The 13,863-nt window shown below is 60.3% G+C and carries 11 protein-coding genes and 1 other RNA gene; 6 read left to right on the top strand and 6 right to left on the bottom strand.

Features of this window, described 5'->3' with window-relative positions; all coding sequences use genetic code 11:
* Positions 1 to 13 precede the first annotated feature (13 nt).
* The 6 genes from PPTH39_RS05310 (at position 14) to PPTH39_RS05335 (ending at position 6,424) form a co-directional block, all read left to right on the top strand.
* Entirely contained in the window at positions 14 to 2,464 is a 2,451-nt protein-coding gene (locus tag PPTH39_RS05310) for a heavy metal translocating P-type ATPase (RefSeq protein WP_095025021.1), read from the top strand.
* 20 nt (positions 2,465 to 2,484) lie between these two features.
* Entirely contained in the window at positions 2,485 to 2,715 is a 231-nt protein-coding gene (gene ccoS / locus PPTH39_RS05315; RefSeq protein WP_095002761.1) for a cbb3-type cytochrome oxidase assembly protein CcoS, read from the top strand.
* Positions 2,708 to 3,391, top strand: coding sequence for a sulfite exporter TauE/SafE family protein (locus PPTH39_RS05320; RefSeq protein WP_095002762.1), 684 nt, complete (start codon positions 2,708 to 2,710; stop codon positions 3,389 to 3,391). The genes ccoS and PPTH39_RS05320 overlap by 8 nt, the downstream gene beginning before the upstream one ends.
* 196 nt (positions 3,392 to 3,587) lie before the next feature.
* Positions 3,588 to 4,970: an oxygen-independent coproporphyrinogen III oxidase gene (gene hemN / locus PPTH39_RS05325; protein ID WP_095002763.1), complete on the top strand. Its 1,383-nt coding sequence runs from the start codon at positions 3,588 to 3,590 to the stop codon at positions 4,968 to 4,970.
* 120 nt (positions 4,971 to 5,090) lie between these two features.
* Entirely contained in the window at positions 5,091 to 5,825 is a 735-nt protein-coding gene (gene fnr, locus PPTH39_RS05330; RefSeq protein WP_029611340.1) for a fumarate/nitrate reduction transcriptional regulator Fnr, read from the top strand.
* A 53-nt stretch (positions 5,826 to 5,878) separates the two neighbouring features.
* A complete protein-coding gene (locus tag PPTH39_RS05335; RefSeq protein WP_095002764.1) occupies positions 5,879 to 6,424 on the top strand; it encodes an adenine phosphoribosyltransferase in 546 nt (181 codons plus the stop codon).
* Positions 6,425 to 6,545: 121 nt separating this feature from the next.
* Here PPTH39_RS05335 and recR read toward each other — a convergent pair whose 3' ends face one another.
* The 6 genes from recR to zipA form a co-directional block, all read right to left on the bottom strand.
* Positions 6,546 to 7,148 carry a recombination mediator RecR gene (gene recR, locus PPTH39_RS05340; RefSeq protein WP_016780292.1) on the bottom strand — a complete coding sequence of 201 codons (603 nt, stop codon included), beginning with the start codon at positions 7,146 to 7,148 and terminating at the stop codon, positions 6,546 to 6,548.
* Between the two features lie 117 nt (positions 7,149 to 7,265).
* On the bottom strand, positions 7,266 to 7,604 hold the full coding sequence (locus PPTH39_RS05345) for a YbaB/EbfC family nucleoid-associated protein (protein WP_095002765.1): 339 nt from the start codon (positions 7,602 to 7,604) through the stop codon (positions 7,266 to 7,268).
* A gap of 77 nt (positions 7,605 to 7,681) precedes the next feature.
* Positions 7,682 to 9,733: a DNA polymerase III subunit gamma/tau gene (gene dnaX, locus PPTH39_RS05350; protein WP_130871726.1), complete on the bottom strand. Its 2,052-nt coding sequence runs from the start codon at positions 9,731 to 9,733 to the stop codon at positions 7,682 to 7,684.
* Between the two features lie 222 nt (positions 9,734 to 9,955).
* Positions 9,956 to 10,052, bottom strand: an RNA gene (gene ffs, locus PPTH39_RS05355) — signal recognition particle sRNA small type.
* Between the two features lie 245 nt (positions 10,053 to 10,297).
* Complete coding sequence (ligA, locus tag PPTH39_RS05360) at positions 10,298 to 12,658, bottom strand: NAD-dependent DNA ligase LigA (protein ID WP_130871727.1); 2,361 nt, start codon at positions 12,656 to 12,658, stop codon at positions 10,298 to 10,300.
* Between the two features lie 95 nt (positions 12,659 to 12,753).
* A complete protein-coding gene (gene zipA, locus PPTH39_RS05365) occupies positions 12,754 to 13,635 on the bottom strand; it encodes a cell division protein ZipA (protein ID WP_095002768.1) in 882 nt (293 codons plus the stop codon).
* Positions 13,636 to 13,863 lie beyond the last annotated feature (228 nt).

Genomic DNA, 13,863 nt, shown 5'->3' on the forward strand with positions numbered 1-13,863 from the left:
GCGATAGAGCACCATGACCACTCCCGTTCCCTGCTATCACTGCGCCCTGCCCGTCCCGCCCGGCAGCCGGTTTACCGCCGTTGTTCTGGGCGAAGTTCGCGAGTTCTGCTGCCCCGGCTGCCAGGCAGTGGCCGAGGCTATCGTCGCTGGCGGTCTCGAAAGCTATTACCAGCACCGCAGTGAAGCATCCGCCAACCCTCAAGCCCTGCCCGTGCAACTGGTTGAAGAGTTGGCGCTGTATGACCGCCCCGATGTGCAAAAACCCTTTGTCCGACATGAGGGCGAGCAAGCCGAAACCACCCTGCTGATCGAAGGCATCAGCTGCGCCGCCTGTGGCTGGCTGATCGAAAAGCACCTGCGCCATCTGCCAGCCGTCAGTGAAGCGCGACTCAACTTGTCCAACCATCGCCTGCAGGTACGCTGGGACGATAGCCAATTGCCATTGAGTGAAGTCCTCAGCGAACTGCGCCATATCGGCTATGCCGCGCACCCGTACCAGGCCGACCGTGCCACCGAACAATTGGCCAGCGAAAACCGCCTGGCCTTGCGCCAGCTCGGTGTCGCCGGGCTGCTGTGGTTTCAGGCCATGATGGCTACCATGGCCACCTGGCCAGAGTTCAATATCGACCTCAGCCCCGAGATGCACACCATCCTGCGCTGGGTAGCGTTGTTTCTGACAACACCTATCGTGTTCTACAGTTGCGCCCCCTTTTTCAAAGGCGCCATGCGCGACCTGCGCACCCGCCACCTGACCATGGATGTGTCAGTCTCCCTGGCCATCGGCGGTGCTTATATCGCCGGGATCTGGACGGCCATCACCGGCGTCGGCGAGCTGTATTTCGATGCTGTGGGCATGTTTGCCCTGTTTTTGCTGGCCGGCCGCTATCTGGAGCGCCGCGCCCGCGAGCGCACCGCCGCCGCCACTGCGCAATTGGTCAACCTGCTGCCAGCCTCATGCCTGCGCCTGAGCGCTGACGGGCAAAGCGAACGCATTCTGCTGACTGAACTCAAGGTCGGCGACCGGGTGCTGGTGCACCCCGGCTCAATCATGCCGGCTGACGGCAAGATCCTGGATGGTCAGTCCAGCATCGACGAATCCCTGCTGACTGGCGAATACCTGCCACAACCACGGCAGATTGGCGACGCCGTCACGGCCGGCACCCTCAATGTGGAAGGCGCGCTGACCGTTGAAGTCATGGCGCTGGGCCAGGACACGCGCCTGTCCGCCATCGTGCGCCTGCTTGATCGCGCTCAAAGCGAAAAACCTCGCCTTGCGGAGATTGCCGACAAGGCCGCGCAGTGGTTCCTGCTGTTCTCATTGATCGCTGCTGCGGGTATCGGCCTGTGGTGGTGGCAACTTGATGCATCACGGGCCTTCTGGATTGTCCTGGCGATGCTGGTCGCCACCTGCCCTTGCGCTTTGTCGCTGGCGACGCCGACCGCACTCACCGCCGCTACCGGCACCCTGCACAAGCTGGGCCTGCTACTGACCCGTGGCCATGTGATCGAAGGCCTGAACCAGATCGACACAGTGATTTTCGACAAGACCGGCACCCTGACTGAAGGACGCCTGGCGCTGCGGGCCATTCGCCCTTTGCGCGAGCTGGACAGCGACCACTGCCTGGCCCTTGCGGCCGCTCTGGAAAACCGCTCCGAGCACCCGATTGCCCGTGCGTTTGGCCGCGCTGCGCAAGCCGCTGAAGAAGTACGCAGCGTGCCTGGACTGGGCCTTGAAGGGCTGGTCGGCGAGCAGCGCTTGCGCATAGGCCAGCCAGGATTTGCCTGTGGGCTGAGCCAGTGCCCGATCCCGGACATGCCGGACGAACCCGGCCAATGGCTGCTGCTGGGCGACACCCAAGGCGTGCTGGCCTGGTTTGTTCTGGACGACCGCCTGCGGGACGATGCCCCGGCATTGCTGGCAGCGTGCAAGGCCCGCGGCTGGCACACGCTGCTGCTGTCGGGGGACAGTTCGCCGATGGTCGCCAGCGTGGCCGCCGAACTGGGGATCGATGAAGCTCAGGGCGGCTTGCGCCCGGATGACAAATTGCAGGTCTTGCAAAAACTGCACGCCCAAGGCCGCAAGGTGCTGATGCTGGGGGATGGTGTCAACGATGTACCTGTGCTCGCCGCTGCTGATATCAGCGTGGCCATGGGCTCGGCGACCGACCTGGCGAAAACCAGCGCCGATGCGGTGCTGCTGTCCAACCGCCTGGACGCGCTGGTGCAAGCGTTCAGCCTGGCGCGAAGGACCCGACGGGTGATCATCGAAAACCTGTTGTGGGCCGGACTCTATAATGGCCTGATGCTGCCATTCGCCGCACTGGGCTGGATTACTCCGATCTGGGCCGCCATCGGCATGTCGATCAGCTCACTGACCGTGGTGCTCAACGCCTTGCGCCTGACGCGCATGCCCGCCCAGGCGCATACTCCAGCCATGCCACACTCTCGCCCGCTACCGGCTTGACCCGGTCACCTGGAGCCCTTATGCCAGCGCTTTACATCATGATTCCGGCGGCCCTGCTGATTGTCGCCATCTGCATCTTTATCTTCTTCTGGGCAGTCGACAGCGGCCAGTATGATGACCTGGACAGCCCGGCCCACAGCATCCTGTTCGATGACCAGGATCCGCAGCATACCGCTGCCGTCGAAGAAGCCAAGAACCTGCACCCGGAGTCGGCCAGCGACACCGACAAAAAAGCCCCGCCCCATGCTTGAGCTGGCCCCGCTGCTGGTATCGGCCGTTATCCTGGGCCTGCTCGGGGGCGGACACTGCCTGGGCATGTGCGGCGGTCTGATGGGCGCACTGACGCTGGCCATCCCCAAAGAGCAACGCAGCAGACGCTTCAGGCTGCTGCTGGCCTACAACCTTGGCCGAATTCTCAGCTATGCCACAGCAGGACTACTGCTGGGGCTGGCAGGCTGGGCTGTGGCCAACAGCCCGGCGGCCATGTTTATGCGCATCCTCGCCGGTTTGCTGCTGATTTGCATGGGCCTGTACCTCGCCGGCTGGTGGAGCGGCCTGACCCGCATTGAAAGCCTGGGCCGCGGCCTGTGGCGCCATATCCAGCCGGTGGCCAGCCGCTTGTTGCCGGTCACCAGCCTGCCGCGCGCCTTGCTGCTGGGGGCACTGTGGGGCTGGCTGCCCTGCGGGCTGGTGTACAGCACGCTGATCTGGTCCGCCAGCCAGGGCAGCGCAGTCGACAGTGCATTACTGATGCTGGGGTTCGGGCTGGGCACCTGGCCCGTACTGCTGGCCACCGGCCTTGCCGCAGAACGTGTTACCGCAGTGCTGCGCAAACGCAGCGTGCGCATGGCTGGAGGATTACTGGTGATCCTGTTCGGTATCTGGACCCTGCCCGGCCCGCATCAGCACTGGTTGATGGGGCATTAGACAGAACCCGTGGGAGCGAGCTTGCTCGCGATGGCATCACCGCGATTTGCCTGACAGATTGCGTCGCCGGTATCGCGAGCAAGCTCGCTCCCACAGGTGCACTTGCCAATCACAGCTGTTGATGCAAATCAAGATGCTACAACGACCCACCCCCTAGAATCCGGAGCATTGCCAGCCATCCCAGGGGAATGCCCGCATGCTCGACGCCATTCGTTGGGACCCAGAATTGATCCGCCGCTACGATCTTGCCGGACCGCGCTACACCTCATACCCGACAGCCATGCAGTTCAACAGCCAGGTCAGCCCGTTCGACCTGCTGCACGCCCTGCGCGAAAGCCGCAAGGCTCTGCGCCCGCTGTCGTTGTATGTGCACGTGCCGTTTTGCGCCAATATTTGCTATTACTGCGCCTGCAACAAGGTCATTACCAAAGACCGTGGCCGGGCCCAGCCCTACCTGCAGAAACTCGAGCAGGAAATCCAGATGATCGCCTGCCACCTCGACCCCAGGCAGAAGGTCGAGCAACTGCACTTTGGCGGCGGCACCCCGACTTTTCTTAGCCACGACGAATTGCGCCAACTGATGGCCAAGCTGCGTCAGCAATTCAATCTGCTGGACGACGACTCCGGCGACTACGGCATCGAAATCGACCCCCGCGAAGCCGACTGGTCGACCATGGGCCTGTTGCGTGAACTGGGCTTCAACCGTGTCAGCATCGGCCTGCAAGACCTCGACCCGGACGTGCAAAGGGCGGTCAATCGCCTGCAAAGCCTGGAAGAGACCCGGGCAGTGATCGACGCTGCACGCACGCTGCAATTTCGCTCGATCAATATCGACCTGATCTACGGCCTGCCCAAGCAGACCCCGGAAGCCTTTGCCCGCACCGTTGAAGAAGTGATCAGCCTGCAGCCCGATCGCCTGTCGGTGTTCAACTACGCGCACTTGCCTGAACGCTTCATGCCCCAACGACGCATCAACACCAGCGACCTGCCCTCGCCTGCCGCCAAGCTGCAGATGCTGGAGCGCACCATCGAGCAACTGACCGGCGCCGGCTACCGCTATATCGGCATGGATCATTTCGCCCTGCCAGACGATGAACTGGCCATCGCCCAGGAAGAATCAACCCTGCAACGCAACTTCCAGGGTTATACCACCCACGGCCATTGCGACCTGATCGGGCTTGGTGTCTCCGCCATCAGCCAGATCGGCGACCTGTACTGCCAAAATGACAGCGACCTGGCCAAATACCAGCACACCCTGGCCAGCGGCCAGCTCGCCACCAGCCGTGGCCTGGTATGCAATCAGGATGACCGTATCCGTCGCGAGGTCATCCAGCAGATCATCTGCAATTTGCACCTACCGTTCGCGACCGTGGAGCAGGCGTTCAATATCGACTTTCGCGGCTATTTTGCCCCTCAGTGGCCGACGCTCAAGACCATGGCCGCCGACGGCCTGATCGCCCTGGACGACCAGCAACTGACTGTGCTGCCTGCTGGCAGGCTGCTGGTGCGCTCGGTGTGCATGGTGTTCGACGCTTACCTTGAGCAACAAACCCGTCAGCGCTATTCGCGGGTGATCTAAGGTCGCAAACACGACCTCTACAGCATGAGATGAGTGCCCTGGCATGGTGCGGCTGGTCTAGCCCCCCCACGCTGGGTTACCCTTGCATCTTATGTGTGTTTTCCTACAAGGATTTAAGAAATGTCCGAGCCAGTAAAAGTGCGCGCTCACACTCAGGCACAGTGCAAGGATTGCAGCCTGGCCCCACTCTGTTTGCCACTTTCGTTGAACCTGGAAGACATGGATGCGCTGGAAGAAATCGTCAAGCGCGGCCGCCCACTGAAAAAAGGCGAGTTCCTGTTCCGCCAGGGCGACACGTTTGGCTCGGTTTACGCGGTACGTTCCGGCGCACTGAAAACCTTTAGCCTGAGCGACAACGGTGAAGAGCAAATTACCGGCTTCCACCTGCCCAGCGAACTGGTCGGCCTGTCGGGTATGGACACTGAAACCTACCCGGTATCGGCCCAGGCGCTAGAGACTACACCGGTATGCGAAATCCCTTTCGAACGTCTCGACGAACTCTCCGTGCAACTGCCGCAACTGCGTCGCCAGCTGATGCGTGTGATGAGCCGCGAAATCCGCGACGATCAGCAAATGATGTTGCTGCTGTCGAAAAAAACCGCCGACGAACGTATCGCCACGTTCCTGGTCAACCTGTCTGCGCGTTTTCGTGCTCGCGGCTTTTCGGCCAATCAGTTCCGCCTGAGCATGTCGCGCAACGAAATCGGCAACTATCTGGGCCTGGCCGTTGAAACCGTGTCCCGCGTGTTTACCCGCCTGCAGGAAAACCAGTTGATCACTGCCGAAGGCAAGGAAGTGCATATTCTTGACCCGATCAAGCTGTGTGCCCTGGCCGGTGGTTCGCTGGAGGTTTGACACGGCCTGACGGGTTATACTGGCGCGCTTAACGCTCCCCAGGACAGCCCGATATGGTCTCCGACGATTTTTGCCTCAAAACCCTGATTCGCCCGGTTATTGATTTCCCCAAGCCGGGCGTCATCTTTCGCGACATCACCCCCCTCTACCAGTCGCCCCGCGCCATGCGCGTGATCGCCGACAGCTTTATCGAGCGCTACGTCGAGGCTGACTTCAGCCATATCGGCGCCATGGATGCCCGCGGCTTCCTGATCGGCTCGGTACTGGCCCACCAGCTCAATAAACCGCTGATCCTGTTTCGCAAACAGGGCAAATTGCCCGCAGACGTTTTGGCCGAAGGCTATCAGACGGAATATGGCGAAGCGTTTCTGGAGGTTCACGCCGACAGCCTGTGCGAGGGTGACTCGCTGCTGATCGTCGATGACCTGATTGCTACGGGCGGCACGCTGATTGCGGCAGCCAACCTGGTGCGACGCATGGGTGCGCAGGTGTTTGAAGCAGCGGCCATTATCGACCTGCCCGAACTGGGCGGTTCGCAGCGCTTGCAGGATTTGGGTGTGCCTACTTTCTGTCTGACGGAATTTTCGTTGACCGAGTAATACCGACACGTGGGAGCGGGCTTGCTCGCGATGGCATCAGCGCGGTTCAACTGAATACCGCGGTGCCTGCATCGCGAGCAAGCCCGCTCCCACAGGAGTCCCCTCTCCCCTGCAATCGCAGTCAGAGCGTAATCGGCCGACGCCCCGAGAACGAGTGCGCCAAAGTACCGCCATCCACCAGCTCCAGCTCGCCACCCAGCGGCACACCGTGGGCAATACGCGACGCTATCAGGCCTTTGTTGCTCAGCAACTGGGCGATGTAATGCGCAGTGGCCTCGCCCTCAACCGTTGGATTGGTGGCCAGGATCACCTCCGCAAACGTACCCTGCTCTGCAATACGCGCCATCAATTGCGGAATGCCTATCGCCTCAGGGCCTAAACCATCGAGCGGCGACAAATGCCCCTTGAGCACAAAGTAACGGCCGCGATAACCGGTCTGTTCCACGGCATACACGTCCATCGGACCCTCGACCACGCACAGCAAGGTGTCATCCCGGCGCACATCGGCACACTGCGGGCACAGATCATCTTCGGTCAGGGTTCTGCACAAACGGCAATGCCCCACGCCTTCCATCGCCTGAGTCAGCGCCAGGGCCAGGCGCGAGCCACCACTGCGATCACGCTCAAGCAATTGCAACGCCATGCGCTGGGCGGTCTTTTGACCCACGCCCGGCAAGGTACGCAAGGCATCGATCAGTTGGCGAATCAGAGGGCTAAAGCTCATAAGGAAAGGTCCGACAAAACAACGAGACGCGGTTTATACCCTCGGTGTGAGCTAGCGTCAAATACCCGTAAAACAGGCAAAAAAATGCCAGGCTCATGGCCTGGCATTTCAGATGCCTTAGAACGGCATCTTCATGCCCGGCGGCAGTTGCATGCCGGCGGTCACGCCAGACATTTTGTCCTGGCTGTTGGCTTCGATCTTGCGCACGGCGTCGTTGACCGCTGCGGCGAACAGGTCTTCCAGCACTTCGCGGTCGTCTTCGCTCACACCTTCCAGCAAAGTCGGGTCAATGCTCACCCGCTTGACGTCATGACGGCCGGTCATGACCACAGTGACCATATCGCCACCCGCCTTGCCGGTGACTTCAGCATTGGCCAGCTCTTCCTGCATCTTGGCCATTTTTTCCTGCATCTGCTGCGCCTGCTTCATCAGGCCGGCCATGCCACCTTTCATCATGGGAATCACCTCAAACGTTATTTGGACAATGCACCCGCAATCAAAACGACTGCGGGCTGTAAGTTTCTGCTCTGGCGTTACGACACTTGAGCCTGAGCCACCTCTAAAGGTTGAATCGTATCTTCGCGTACGGCCGCACCGAACTGCTCGACCATCTGCCGGACCACCGGGTCAGCATGGATCGACTCTTCGGCCAGACGCTGGCGCTCTGCGCGAAAACGCGAAGCCGCCTGGGCCGGGGTTTCCTGCTCCGGCTTGACCAGCTCAATCGTGACTTTGAGTGTACGCTGAGTGAACTGGTTCAGTGCATCGTTGAGTCGACGCTGCTGGGTCAGGTTGAACAACGCGCTGTGGGCCGGGTCCAGATGCAACAGCCAGTCATCACCGTCAACCGCAATCAGCGTGCAGTTGGCACCAATGCTGGCGGTCATGCCCGACACCGGTAATTTGGGGAACATCTCCAGCCATTCAAGGGCCAGACCGGTCGCCGGCATCGCCGCAGGCAGCGGTTCGGGCGCAGGCGCTGGCTCGCTGGCATGCTCACTGGCCAGCTCGTCGAGGTAGCTGTAGGCCGCCGAATCCATGTCCGGCTCAATGTAGTCTTCGTCCAGGGGCGGCTCGTCGTCACGATCCATGCCCGACACCGCTGCGTCCACCTGCTCGACGGTCGGCTCTGGAAGCGGCGCCGCGATCCACTCCGGCGCATCCGGCACCACACTGTCCGGCGTCGGCAGCGGCATCGGCGGCAACTCAGGAGGCTCGCCAACGGTGTCCAGTACCGACTCGGGCGCAACCTTGACCTCGATCACCGGGGCAGCCGGCTCGTTCCAGGGCAAGTCCTTTTCCGCCACTGACGGAGCCTTGGGCGCCTGCACAGGCTCGGCAACCGCTTCGACCACAGGCGGTACCGGTTGCACTGCAACCGGTGCCGGCGCGGCCAGCACTGGCTCGACAGGGGACGTGGCCGCCACGGTTGGGGCGGAATCAACTGTGGCCTGGCTGATCCCCACTGGCTTTAGCGGCTGAACCGGCGCATTGCCAGTGTCTGCCGGGCGGAAGGCCAGCATTCGCAGCAGGACCATTTCAAAGCCACCACGGGGGTCTGGCGCCAGCGGCAAATCGCGCCGGCCAATCAGGCCCATCTGGTAATAAAATTGCACATCTTCGGCAGGCAACGCCTTGGCCAGGGCCAAGACGCGATCGCGGTCGCCGTGACCATTATCGACGCCTTCGGGCAGCGCCTGGGCAATGGCCACGCGATGGAAGACGTTGAGGATCTCGGACAGCACGCCATTCCAGTCCGGGCCCTGCTCGGCCAGATGGCGAACGGCCTCGAGCATGGCCCTGGCATCACCTTCGATCAAGGCGTGCAACAGGTCGAACACCTGACCGTGATCCAGCGTACCAAGCATCGCCCGCACATCACCCGCCAGTACCTTGCCCTCACCGAAGGCAATGGCCTGATCGGTGAGGCTCATGGCATCACGCATCGAGCCATCGGCGGCGCGACCGAGCAGCCACAGCGCATCATCTTCAAACGGCACATTTTCGACACTGAGAACGTGGGTCAAATGCTCGACCACGCGCTCGGGTGTCATGTTCTTCAGCGAAAACTGCAGGCAGCGCGACAGGATCGTGGCCGGCAATTTCTGCGGGTCGGTGGTCGCGAGGATGAACTTGACGTAAGGCGGCGGCTCTTCAAGGGTCTTGAGCAGCGCATTGAACGAATGGCTGGAGAGCATGTGCACTTCGTCGATCAGGTAGACCTTGAAGCGCCCGCGGCTCGGCGCGTACTGCACGTTGTCGAGCAGTTCGCGGGTGTCCTCGACCTTGGTGCGGCTGGCGGCGTCGATTTCGATCAGGTCGACAAAGCGCCCTTCATCGATTTCACGGCACACGGAGCACTCGCCACAGGGAGTCGAGGTGATACCTGTTTCACAGTTCAGGCATTTGGCGATGATCCGCGCAATGGTGGTCTTGCCGACGCCACGGGTACCGGTGAAAAGGTAAGCGTGGTGCAGGCGCTGACTGTCCAGGGCATTGATCAGAGCCTTGAGCACATGGGTCTGGCCGACCATTTCGCGGAACGAGCGCGGACGCCATTTACGTGCAAGAACCTGATAACTCATTGATAACCGTCGCGTCAGAAAAGCGGAGGGGGCTAATGCTAGCGGAGCAAGGGCAAAATTGCATCCGATGCGCACGTTTAACTGCGCGCAGCCTTGGCATAGACCTTTTTACCCACGCACAGAAAATCATCGCCCGGTCTTTTGACCGTCGAACAAGGCTTGACTGCAAGATTTGGAGTTTGGTTCGAACCCGACAGAACTGCGGGTTTAAAATGGAGGCAACCCCACCAGCCACACCCCGGCACACAATGTTCCCGCTGTGGCTGCTTCCTTCCGGATCTGACCAGGTTCACGGGTAATCGTTGCGGGGGGACCGATAGGGTCACCATAACAACATCCGCTTAGCAGCGAACGGCGCCATTGTACCTGTCTGAGAAAAACTTACAACCGCTGCGGCAAGAATAAAAAAATGAATGGGCTCAAGCACTTGGATTCGGGTTGAAACACCGCCTCGCAACCCGGCACAGGTCATTTGTGGGAGCGGGCTTGCTCGCGATGGCTTCTGCGCGGCTCAACTGAGACACCGCGTCGCCTGCATCGCGAGCAAGCCCGCTGCCACAGCCATTACGGAATCGAAATACCCTGTTCGCTCAAAAACGCGACAAAGGCTTCTTCATCCAGCACCTTGAGCCCCAGCTCGTTGGCCTTGGCCAGCTTGGAGCCTGCTCCCGGCCCCGCTACGACGCAATGGGTCTTGCCCGACACCGAGCCCGAAACCTTGGCCCCCAGACTTTCCAGCTTGTCCTTGGCCACATCGCGACTCATTAATTCCAGCGAGCCGGTCAACACCCAGGTCTGGCCTGCCAGCGGCAAACCTTCCACGGCCTTTTTCTCGCTGTGCCAGTGCATGCCGAAATCACGCAGTTGCGCTTCGATTGCCAGCGCCATACGGGCATTTTCAGGGTTATCGAAGAACTCGCGTACCGCCTTGGCCTGTTTTTCCGGCAAGGCCTGGCGCATATCGAGCCAGTCTGCAGTGATCACCCCTTCAAGGGAGCCAAACCTGTCGGCCAGTTTTTGCGCCCCGCCCGGCCCCACCGAAGGAATATGCAACTTGTCGATCAACCCGCCCAAGGTTGTGCTGGCGGCAAACTCGGCACCCAGCTCACCTTGATCCTGCAACTCAAGACCACGCTCCAGCAGTTGATCAATCACCTGCTGGTTGTGTGCGTCACTGAAGAAACTATGAATCTCGTGCGCCACTTCCAGCCCCACGTCCGGCAGGTAGGTAAGCACTTGCGGCAAGGCCCGCTGCACACGCTCCAGGGAGGCCAATGAACGCGCCAGCACCTTGGCAGTCTCTTCGCCCACATCGGGAATGCCCAATGCGTAGATAAAACGCGCCAACGTCGGACGCTTGCTGTCGGCGATGGCCTGCAGCAAGTTATTGCTCGACAGCTCGGCAAAGCCTTCGAGATCGACGATCTGCTCGAACTGCAGGGTATAGAGGTCTGCCGGCGAACTCACCAGGCCCTCATCGACCAACTGCTCGACACTTTTTTCCCCCAGGCCTTCAATGTCCATCGCCCGGCGCGAAACAAAATGAATGATCGCCTGTTTAAGCTGGGCACCACAGGCCAGCCGGCCGACACAGCGGTACACCGCACCTTCGCTGACGGTTTCACGGCCCTTGCTGCGCTTGATCAGCTGCGTGCGCTCAACGTGGGAGCCGCACACCGGACAGCTTTCAGGGATCTGCACCGGCCGGGCATCTTCAGGGCGACGCTCCAGCACCACCTGCACAACCTGCGGGATAACATCACCAGCACGGCGAATAATCACGGTATCGCCAATCATCAGGCCCAGCCGCGCCACTTCATCCATATTGTGCAGGGTGGCATTGGATACGGTCACCCCGGCCACCTTGACCGGTTTGAGACGCGCCACGGGCGTTACTGCACCGGTGCGTCCGACCTGAAACTCAACATCCAGCAACTCGGTCAGTTCCTCCATGGCCGGAAACTTGTGCGCGATGGCCCAGCGCGGTTCACGCGCACGAAAGCCCAGCTCGCGCTGCGACGCCAGGCTGTTGACCTTGAACACCACTCCGTCGATCTCGTAGGGCAAGGAAGCACGACGCTCACCGATATCACGGTAATAGTCCAGGCACTCGGCAATTCCCTTTGCCAGCTTCAGCTCATGACTGATGGGCATGCCCCATTGCTGCAATTGTTTGAGGTTGCCGATATGGGTGTCCGAAAACTCTTCAGAGACCTGCCCCAGACCGTAGCAGCAAAATTCCAGCGGGCGGCTGGCCGTGATCTTCGAATCCAGCTGACGCAAGCTGCCCGCCGCTGCGTTGCGCGGATTGGCAAAGGTCTTGCCGCCAGCAGCCAGCTGAGACTCATTAAGACGCTCAAAGCCGGCCTTGGACATAAACACTTCGCCACGCACTTCCAGCACCGCTGGCCAGCCGCTGCCATGCAGCTTGAGCGGAATATTGCGCACGGTGCGTACGTTGACGCTGATGTCTTCACCGGTAGTGCCATCACCCCGCGTGGCACCACGCACCAGGCTGCCATCCCGGTACAACAAGCTGACTGCCAGCCCGTCCAGCTTGGGCTCACAGCTGTATTCAACTTCAGCGCCGCCACCAAACAGATCGCCCGCGGGCAGATCCAGGCCCTCGCTGACACGGCGATCGAATTCGCGCATATCGGTTTCATCGAATGCGTTACCCAGGCTCAGCATGGGCACTTCGTGACGCACCTGAGTAAAGGCAGACAAGGCTGCGCTGCCAACGCGCTGAGTGGGCGAGTCGGCGGTCACCAGCTCAGGATGTTCGGCCTCCAGGGCCTTCAGCTCGCGGAACAGGCGATCGTACTCGGCGTCCGGAATGCTTGGCTCGTCGAGTACATGGTAGCGGTAATTATGCTGATCCAGTTCAGCGCGCAGCTCTAGAATGCGGGTATTGGCGGCGGTCATGGGGTGTTCTCTCACAAAGCAAAAGAGCAGCCGAGGCTGCTCCTTGTGTTATTCATGCTGCATGTGGGTGGAGCAGGCAAGCCGCCCCCACATGTTCAGCGTTTTTGAGTCAGGGCACGGCGCTCGAATTCAACGATGCGCTGGCGGTAATGCTCGATAGTCTGGGCCGTCAACACACTGCGCTGGTCATCTTTAAGCTCACCATTGAGCTCCTGGGACAGCTTGCGTGCAGCGGCAACCATCACATCAAAAGCCTGCTTGGGATGGCGCGGGCCGGGCAAACCAAGGAAAAAGCTGACAGCTGGCGTACTGAACAGGTCAATATCATCCAGGTCGAATACACCCGGTTTCACCGCATTGGCCATGGAGAACAGCACTTCGCCATTACCGGCCATGCTTTCGTGGCGATGGAAAATATCCATCTCGCCAAAACGCAAACCGCTTTCGAGGATGTTCTGCAACAGTGCCGGACCTTTGAAGCCTGCCGGGTCACGGCTGATCACGCTGATCACCAGCACTTCTTCGGCGGCCTGCTGCGGTGCAGGCTCCTTGACTTCAACGTCCGCTACGCTCGGCTTGGCACGACCACGCGCCGGCTTGACTGGCGCTACATGATCATCATCACGGGCGCTGATGCTCGGGCCTTCATCCAGTTCAAGATCAAGGTTCAGGTCACCCTGGCTCGGCTCACCGCCACGCTTGCCGCGCTTGGCACCTTTGTCCCGTGCAGGCATGCTGACCGATGGCAAGTCGTGCTCATCAAGTTGCGGCTCTTTATGGGTTGGCGTATCCAGCACCCGTGACGGGCCCAACAACTCAGGGCTGTGCTCGTCGTCAGGGGCATTGGAAAAACTGCGATCAAGTCGAAACTTGAGCTTGCCTTTGCCACCACGCATGCGGCGCCAGCCATCAAAAAGAATACCGGCGATTACCACTATGCCGATGACTATCAGCCATTCGCGCAGACCGATTTCCATGTAATCCCTTGCCCCTAAAAAATGATTCTATGAAGAAGAGCCTAAAGCCCTTTAAAACGTGGCGCCAACTCTATGTTCTGAATGGCGTTTTACCCACGTACAAAAAAATTAGACATTAAATTAACACGACCAAAGATAACTTTACACCGTCTGTCGCATTGAGCTAGGCCCATGCTGCCTTCGACCTACACGTCATATCGGTCAAATGCTTGAAATTTTTCTTACAAG

Origin of the sequence: Pseudomonas bubulae (assembly GCF_900618535.1) — a bacterium.
Classification (GTDB): domain Bacteria; phylum Pseudomonadota; class Gammaproteobacteria; order Pseudomonadales; family Pseudomonadaceae; genus Aquipseudomonas; species Aquipseudomonas bubulae.

Excerpts from the sequence above, each read along its gene's own strand:
- ccoS (WP_095002761.1), top strand. The coding sequence starts at position 2,485 with ATGCCAGCGCTTTACATCATGATTCCGGCGGCCCTGCTGATTGTCGCC.
- PPTH39_RS05335 (WP_095002764.1), top strand. The coding sequence starts at position 5,879 with ATGGTCTCCGACGATTTTTGCCTCAAAACCCTGATTCGCCCGGTTATT.
- ligA (WP_130871727.1), bottom strand. The coding sequence starts at position 12,658 with ATGACCGCCGCCAATACCCGCATTCTAGAGCTGCGCGCTGAACTGGAT.
- fnr (WP_029611340.1), top strand. The coding sequence starts at position 5,091 with ATGTCCGAGCCAGTAAAAGTGCGCGCTCACACTCAGGCACAGTGCAAG.
- hemN (WP_095002763.1), top strand. The coding sequence starts at position 3,588 with ATGCTCGACGCCATTCGTTGGGACCCAGAATTGATCCGCCGCTACGAT.
- recR (WP_016780292.1), bottom strand. The coding sequence starts at position 7,148 with ATGAGCTTTAGCCCTCTGATTCGCCAACTGATCGATGCCTTGCGTACC.
- dnaX (WP_130871726.1), bottom strand. The coding sequence starts at position 9,733 with ATGAGTTATCAGGTTCTTGCACGTAAATGGCGTCCGCGCTCGTTCCGC.
- PPTH39_RS05310 (WP_095025021.1), top strand. The coding sequence starts at position 14 with ATGACCACTCCCGTTCCCTGCTATCACTGCGCCCTGCCCGTCCCGCCC.
- PPTH39_RS05320 (WP_095002762.1), top strand. The coding sequence starts at position 2,708 with ATGCTTGAGCTGGCCCCGCTGCTGGTATCGGCCGTTATCCTGGGCCTG.
- PPTH39_RS05345 (WP_095002765.1), bottom strand. The coding sequence starts at position 7,604 with ATGATGAAAGGTGGCATGGCCGGCCTGATGAAGCAGGCGCAGCAGATG.
- zipA (WP_095002768.1), bottom strand. The coding sequence starts at position 13,635 with ATGGAAATCGGTCTGCGCGAATGGCTGATAGTCATCGGCATAGTGGTA.